The following is a 7,111-nucleotide window of genomic DNA, read 5'->3' on the forward strand; positions in this document are numbered from 1 at the left end:
CTTGCGCAGCGCCACGTAGAACACCGGAGTCAGGAACAGGCCGAACAAGGTCACACCCAGCATGCCGGCGAACACCGTGATGCCGGTGACCGAGCGCACTTCGGCGCCGGCACCGTGGCCGAACACCAGCGGCACCGTGCCGGCGATGAAGGCGATGGAGGTCATCACGATCGGACGCAGGCGCAGGCGGCAGGCTTCCAGTGCGGCTTCGACAATGCCCTTGCCGTGCATTTCGAGCTCGCGGGCGAACTCCACGATCAGGATCGCGTTCTTGCAGGCCAGGCCCATCAACACCACCAGACCCACCTGCACGAACACGTTGTTGTCGCCATTGGTGAGCCACACACCGAACAGCGCAGACAGCAAGGTCATCGGCACGATCAGGATCACTGCCAGCGGCAGGGTCCAGCTTTCGTACAGCGCAGCCAGCACCAGGAACGCCAGCAATACCGCCATCGGGAACACGATCAACGCCGAGTTGCCTTGCGTGGACTGCTGATAGCTCAGGTCGGTCCACTCGATGTTCATGCCGTTGGGCAGCACCTGCGGCGCCATGCTGGACAGCTTCTGCATGGCCTCGGTGGACGACAGCACGCGCGGGTCCGCTTCGCCGATGAGGTCGGCGGCCGGGTAGCCGTTGTAGCGGATCACCGGGTCCGGGCCGTAGGTCTGGCCCAGCGTGACCATGCTGCCGATCGGCACCATGTCGCCGTTGGCGTTGCGCGTGCGCAGGTTGGCGATGTCTTCCACGCTATCGCGGAACTGTCCATCGGCCTGGGCGATCACCTGATAGGTGCGACCGAAGCGATTGAAGTCGTTGATGTAGGACGAACCCAGATAGGTCTGCAGCGTGTCGAACAGATTGGTCAGCGGCACGCCCTGCGCCTTGGCCTTATCGCGGTCGACCTTGGCATCGAGCTGCGGCACGTTGGCCTGGTAGGTACCGATCGGGAACTGCATGCCCGGCGTTTGCGAGATCGCACCGGACATCGCATTGACCGCACTCTGCAACTGGCCATAGCCCAGGCCGGCACGGTCCTGGATGTACAGCGAGTAGCCCGAGCCCTGGCCCAAGCCAAGAATCGGTGGCGGCATGAAGGCGAACGCGAAGCCCTGCTGGATCTGGCTGATGCGTGCGTTGATTTCCGCATTGATCTGCGCGGCGGTGCGGCTGCGCTGACTGAACGGCTTGAGCGTCAGGAACACCGTGCCGGTATTGGGCGTATTGGTGAACTGCAGCGGGTTCAGGCCCGGGAACGCGATTGCGTGATCCACACCGTCGGTCTGCAGCGCGATCTGGGTGATCTGGCGGATCACCTCATTGGTGCGCTCCAGCGACGACCCTTCCGGCAGTTTGGTGCCCGCAATCAGATACAGCTTGTCCTGGGTCGGAATGAAGCCGCCCGGCACCAGCTTGAACATGAAACCGGTACCGACCAACAGCAGCAGGTACACCACGAACACCGCACCCCGCTTGCCCAGCGCACGCGACACCGCGCCTTGGTACTTGTGCGAGCTGGTGTTGAAGAAACGATTGAACGGGCGGAACAACCAGCCGAACAAACGGTCGATCAACCGCGACGGACCATCCTTGGGCGCGTCGTGCGACTTGAGCAGCATCGCCGCCAACGCCGGCGACAAGGTCAGCGAGTTGATCGCCGAAATCACCGTGGAAATGGCGATGGTCACCGCGAACTGCTTGTAGAACTGGCCGGTCACGCCCGACAGGAACGCCATCGGCACGAACACCGCGCACAGCACCAGCGCGATGGCGATGATCGGCCCGGACACTTCGCGCATGGCCTGATGGGCAGCCGCCAATGGGCTCAGGCCTTCTTCGATGTTGCGCTCGACGTTTTCCACCACCACGATCGCATCGTCGACCACGATGCCGATCGCCAGCACCAAACCGAACAGGCTCAGCGTATTGATCGAAAAGCCCAGCAGGTACAACGCAGCGAACGTACCGACCACCGACACCGGTACCGCCAGCAACGGAATGATCGAAGCGCGCCAGGTCTGCAGGAACAGGATCACCACCAGCACCACCAGCAGCACCGCTTCCAGCAGCGTGTGCACCACCGCGCTGATCGAATCGCGCACGAACACGGTTGGGTCGTACGCGGCCGACCATGCCATGTCCTGCGGGAACTGCTTTTCCAGTTCGGCCATCTTGGCGCGCACCGCATCGGACAATTCGATCGCGTTGGCACCGGGCGACTGGAACACGCCCATGCCCACCGCGTTCTGGTTGTCCAGCTGCGACCGCAGGGTGTAGTTGCCGGCGCCCAGCTCCAGGCGCGCCACGTCGCTCAGGCGCACGATCTCGCCGCTGTTGCCGCTGCGGATGACGATGTTGCCGAACTCTTCTTCGGTGGTGAGGCGGCCCTGCGCATTGATCGAGAGCAGGAAATCGCTCTTGTTGGGCATGGGTTCCGCGCCGAGCTGGCCGGCGGAGACCTGCACGTTCTGCTCGCGGATGGCGGCGACCACATCGCTGGCGGTGAGCCCGCGTGCGGCCACCTTGTCCGGGTTCAACCAGATGCGCATGGCGTAGTCGCCGGCACCGAAGATCTGGATCTGTCCCACGCCCGGCAGGCGCGACAGCTCGTCCTTGACCTTCAAGGTGGCGTAGTTGCTCAGGTACAGCGAGTTGTACTTGCCCTTGGGCGAGGTCAGATGCACGACCATGGTCAGCGTCGGCGATTGCTTCTGTGTGGTCACGCCCTGGCGACGCACGTCCTCGGGCAGACGCGCCTGCGCCTGGCTGACGCGGTTCTGCACCTGCACCTGCGCCTGGTCCGGATCGGTGCCGGGCTTGAAGGTCACGGTGACCACCAGCACGCCGTCCGAGCCGGCCACCGACTTCATGTACATCATGTTTTCCACGCCGTTGATGGCTTCCTCAAGCGGCGTGGCAACGGTCTCGGCGATGACCTTGGGGTTGGCGCCCGGATACACCGCGCGCACCTGCACGCTCGGCGGCACCACTTCTGGGTATTCGCTGATCGGCAGCAGCGGCATGGCGATCAGGCCGGCCGCGAAGATGATGATCGACAGCACCGCGGCAAAGATCGGCCGGTCGATGAAAAAACGGGAAAAGTCCATTGGGATGGTCCTGAAAGAGGTTGCCGCCGGGTGGCGGCGCGGCACAGCGGCCCCGGGCCGGCCTGATGACGAGGCCGGCAGTCATGAGCTGCGATGCAGCGATACAGCAGTACAGCCATTGCAGGTGGTGCGCTGTCGCCAGGCAGGCGCGACAGCGCGCAACGCGCGTTGGCGATCCCTAGTTGGAAGCGGTGCGCTTGTCCGCCGCCGGCGCCATGGCCACGGTCTTGGCGTCCACCGGCATGCCGGGCATGAAGATCTTCTGCACGCCATCGACCACCACGCGGTCGCCGGCGGCCAGGCCGCTACGCACGATGCCCAGGCCATCGGCACTGCGGCCGAGCTCCACATCGCGGCGCTGCGCCTTGCCGTCCTTGTCCACCACATATACGTACTTGCGGTCCTGGTCGGTCAGCACGGCCTTTTCGTCCACCAGCATGGCCTTGAATTGGCCGCTGCCCAGCAACTGCACATGCGCATACAACCCCGGCGTGAATTGCCGCTGTGCGTTGTCGAGCACGGCACGCACGCGGATGGTGCCGGTGCTGCGGGTCACCTGGTTGTCCAGGAAATCCACGCGACCGGTGTGCGGGAAGCCCTGCTCGCCGACCAGCCCGATCCGCACCGGCAACTCGCCGCCACGTTCGTCCGGGCGCTCGCCGTTGCGGGCCATCTGCGAATAGCGCAGGAAGGTGCCTTCGTCGGCATCGAAGTAGACGAATACCTTGTCCAGCGACACCAGGGTGGTCAGCACGCTGGCGCTGTCGCCGGCCGTGACCAGGTTGCCGGCGGTGACCATCGCACGCCCGGCGCGGCCATCGATGGGAGCGCGCACGCGCGTCCAATCCAGGTTGAGCCTGGCGGTGTCCACCGCGGCCTGGGCGGCCTGCAGGTCGGCATCGGCCTGATCGGCGGCGGCGCGGCGCTGCTCCCAGGTTTCGGTGGAGATGGCCTGCTGCTCGGACAATTTGCGTGCGCGCGTGGCTTCGCTACGTGCCAGCGTGGCCTGGGTGCGGGCACGCACCAGCGCCGCGTTGGCACGCGCGAACTCGGCGCGGTAGCTACGCTCATCGATGGTGAAGAGCACATCGCCCTTCTTCACCTCTGCACCTTCGGTGTAGTTGACCTTGTCGATATAGCCGGACACGCGCGGACGCAGTTCCACGCTTTCCACCGGCTCGATGCGGCCGCTGAATTCGTCCCACTGACTGATCTGCTTCATCAACACCGGCGCGACGCTGACGCTGGGCGGCGGCGGTGCGCCGGTCTCGGCGGCCTTGCTGCCGCAGCCGGCGAGCACGACCGCAAGCACGGCGCCCGCCAACACGGTACGCAAGGGAAAACGGAACGGGGTGGCGTTCGTGGTCATGGGGAAATCTCTCGGGTGGGGATGGGAAATTGCAGACCGGCCAGCCGGCTGGCCGACGGTGCGGCCGGCGGGCGACGACTCACGGTCACGATGGCTTGTCCGGGTTGGCCAGGCCCGGCAATCAGGGAAACAGCGGCGCGGCCGACGTCCACGGCGCGGATCCATTCCGGACAGGCGTCCTTGGCGCGGCCGGGCGTGCAGACCGGCTGTTCGACCGAGAGCAACTGCACGCGGACGCCCAACGGCTTGGCTTCCTCGTGCAACACCTGGGCAAGCATGCGGGTGGCTGAGGCCGCAACCGAACGATCGCCATGCGCCGACCAGGCGCGCAGCGCGCACGGACTACCGAGCAGCAGATAGCGGCCGCCGCCGTCGGCCTCGGCCAGCAGCGGCAGCAGGTGACGGGCGGCAGCCAGATGCGGCAGCACGTCGCGCTCCAGGCGACGACGCAGGGCGGCCACCGGCCGATCCACCAGCCGCCCAGCCTTGGGCGGGCTGCCCAGGCTGGCGATCACCGCGCCCAGCGGTCGGTGCCGCTGGGCCAGTTCGGTGGCCAGGCGCTGCGCAGATGCATCGTCGGCCACCGATCCCTGCACGATGTCCAGCAGCGGGGAGTGACCGTGCTGCGCACGCAGTGCGTCCAGCTTGGCGGCGTCGCGCCCAATCACCACCGTTGGCATACCGGCATCCAGCAATGCAGAGACGATGCCCATGCCCACGTTGCCCGCGCCGCCAATGACGGCCGTCTCGGATTGAACCATCCCGCTCATGGGATTTTCGCTCCCGAGATCGGGATAATTCCACGGCGTGCCCAGCGCGCCTGCAGTCCAGTCCGCTGCGCAGGCGCGCCGCCAGCCTGCCGCCGTGGCGAGCTGGAGAATTCGCGCAAGGCACTGCCGTACGACCGTTTTTCCGTGGAAACGACCGGATCGAAGGCGCTTTCGATTGCACTGCGCTGACTGGAAGACACGCCGAAAACGTTGCACAACCACATGGCCGTGCTCCTGCATAGAGGGGATGCCGCATAAGTTAGGCTTCAAAGCAGCACTTGATTAGTCCGGATTTAGGGGAATAATCGTCCCGCAAGCGGTCTAATCCCTCCTGACCCCGGAAGGCATCCCATGACTCATGATCTCAACGACACCTTGATCTTCGTCAAGGTGGTCGAACAAGGCAGCTTCATCGCCGCCGCCAATGCGCTTGGCCTGCCCAAGACCACCGTCAGCCGCAAGGTGCAGGAACTGGAAACCCGGTTGGGTGCGCGCCTGTTGCATCGAACCACCCGCCGCATCGGCCTGACCGAAGCCGGCTCGGTGTACCACGAACATTGCCAGCGCATCGCGCGCGAACTGGAAGAAGCCGAAAGCGCGGTGGGACAGCTGCAATCGGGCCCGCGTGGCTGGCTGCGTTTTACCGTGCCGTATTCGCTGGGCATTACCTGGATCGCGCCGTTGCTGGGCGAATTCCACGCGCAATACCCGGAAATCCAGCTGGACATGCATCTGGGCAACGAGAAGCTGGACCTGATCGGCGGTGAAGCCGATCTGGCATTGCGCGTTGGCGCGCTGCCCGACTCCAATCTGGTGGCGCGCAAGCTCGGCAGCCTGCGCACCCAGGTGTTCGCCAGCCCCTCCTACATCGAACGCTATGGCGAGCCGCTGCATCCGGACGAATTGCAATTCCATCGCACGCTCGCCTTGCGCAAGAACCGCAACGTGCACAACAACCGCTTTTTCTGGTCGCTCAGCGACGGCAGCGATGTACGCGATTTCCCGGTCAATCCGCTGATGGTGGCCAACGATCCGGCCGCGCTCAACGGTGCGGTGTTGTGCGGCGAAGGCCTGTTGCTGACTGGCGATGTGATGGCCAAACCGTTCGTGCAATCGGGCCTGGTGCGTCGCGTACTGGCCGGTTGGACCGGGCCTGAGGTGGACTTCAACGCGGTGTTCGCCGGCGGCCGATTGGTGTCGCCGAAAGTGCGGGCGTTCGTGGACTTTTTGGTGACGCGCATGAATTTCGATGCGGATTACATGATGGCGCAGTGCCCTGCCCGCCTGGCCGCACAAAAGGCCGACAACGATGCGAAAGTCGAAGTGGGCGCAGACGCGGAGTTGCGTGCCGAAGGCAAGCGAATCTTGGAAAACGTCACGGCGTAGTGCCGGATCGACTGCGCCGGCGGTGGTTGCCGTCTGGCGCAGTCCATAAGTTCATCGATGCAACCCAGTGAATGCATCTCTGTCACCACACGCGTACAGCCGACGATAGCTCGGTCGCTTTGCAAATGATCTCATTGCCGTCAGCGGTGAGTTGGAAAAGATCGAGACGTCCGTCGTGGCGTCGTCGGATGCGATCACCCGATGAGCGCAAAGCCGACTCGGTCGCGCGCGGTGCCCTCGCCGCTCGCGGGACACGCCGTCAACCCATCCATGGGGGCTCGATGGCGGCACCCATGCCGCCAACGGTTCCAAGCGGCGAGGACACCGCACCAGAACGTTGGTCGGTCGCGCGGAAAGCGGCCCATCGTAGGAAAGGGGATGGAGATACCTTCTCGCCTGAGCACCGCGAGCTAGCCGCGCCTCCTTGAATCGCTAGCGAACGCATCTATCGCTTGCACAAATACAGCGACCAACTCGA

5 protein-coding genes are annotated in these 7,111 nt (G+C 64.8%); 1 reads left to right on the forward strand and 4 read right to left on the reverse strand.

Going from position 1 to position 7,111, the window contains the following annotated elements:
* The 4 genes from LN450_RS09465 to LN450_RS09480 form a co-directional block, all read right to left on the reverse strand.
* Nucleotides 1–3,108 (reverse strand): efflux RND transporter permease subunit (locus LN450_RS09465; RefSeq protein WP_228892762.1); only part of this gene is annotated, 3,108 nt, incomplete at its 3' end.
* Nucleotides 3,109–3,286: 178 nt separating this feature from the next.
* Complete coding sequence (locus tag LN450_RS09470; protein ID WP_011346941.1) at nucleotides 3,287–4,477, reverse strand: efflux RND transporter periplasmic adaptor subunit; 1,191 nt, start codon at nucleotides 4,475–4,477, stop codon at nucleotides 3,287–3,289.
* Nucleotides 4,474–5,247, reverse strand: coding sequence for an SDR family NAD(P)-dependent oxidoreductase (locus tag LN450_RS09475; RefSeq protein ID WP_029819071.1), 774 nt, complete (start codon nucleotides 5,245–5,247; stop codon nucleotides 4,474–4,476). The genes LN450_RS09470 and LN450_RS09475 overlap by 4 nt, the downstream gene beginning before the upstream one ends.
* The gene (locus LN450_RS09480; protein WP_029819070.1) at nucleotides 5,244–5,471 is read right to left on the reverse strand and encodes a hypothetical protein; all 228 of its coding nucleotides are present in this window, start codon (nucleotides 5,469–5,471) and stop codon (nucleotides 5,244–5,246) included. Before LN450_RS09480 ends, LN450_RS09475 begins: the two co-directional genes overlap by 4 nt.
* Before the next feature lie 127 nt (nucleotides 5,472–5,598).
* Between LN450_RS09480 and LN450_RS09485 the strand changes: the two genes are divergently transcribed.
* Nucleotides 5,599–6,633 carry an XC_2801 family transcriptional regulator gene (locus LN450_RS09485; RefSeq protein WP_005925689.1) on the forward strand — a complete coding sequence of 345 codons (1,035 nt, stop codon included), beginning with the start codon at nucleotides 5,599–5,601 and terminating at the stop codon, nucleotides 6,631–6,633.
* Nucleotides 6,634–7,111 lie beyond the last annotated feature (478 nt).

The organism is Xanthomonas euvesicatoria pv. euvesicatoria (assembly GCF_020880415.1).
Lineage (GTDB): Bacteria > Pseudomonadota > Gammaproteobacteria > Xanthomonadales > Xanthomonadaceae > Xanthomonas > Xanthomonas euvesicatoria.

Coding starts and splice junctions, on each gene's coding strand:
- LN450_RS09470 (WP_011346941.1), bottom strand. CDS start 4,477: ATGACCACGAACGCCACCCCGTTCCGTTTTCCCTTGCGTACCGTGTTG.
- LN450_RS09485 (WP_005925689.1), top strand. CDS start 5,599: ATGACTCATGATCTCAACGACACCTTGATCTTCGTCAAGGTGGTCGAA.
- LN450_RS09475 (WP_029819071.1), bottom strand. CDS start 5,247: ATGAGCGGGATGGTTCAATCCGAGACGGCCGTCATTGGCGGCGCGGGC.
- LN450_RS09480 (WP_029819070.1), bottom strand. CDS start 5,471: ATGTGGTTGTGCAACGTTTTCGGCGTGTCTTCCAGTCAGCGCAGTGCA.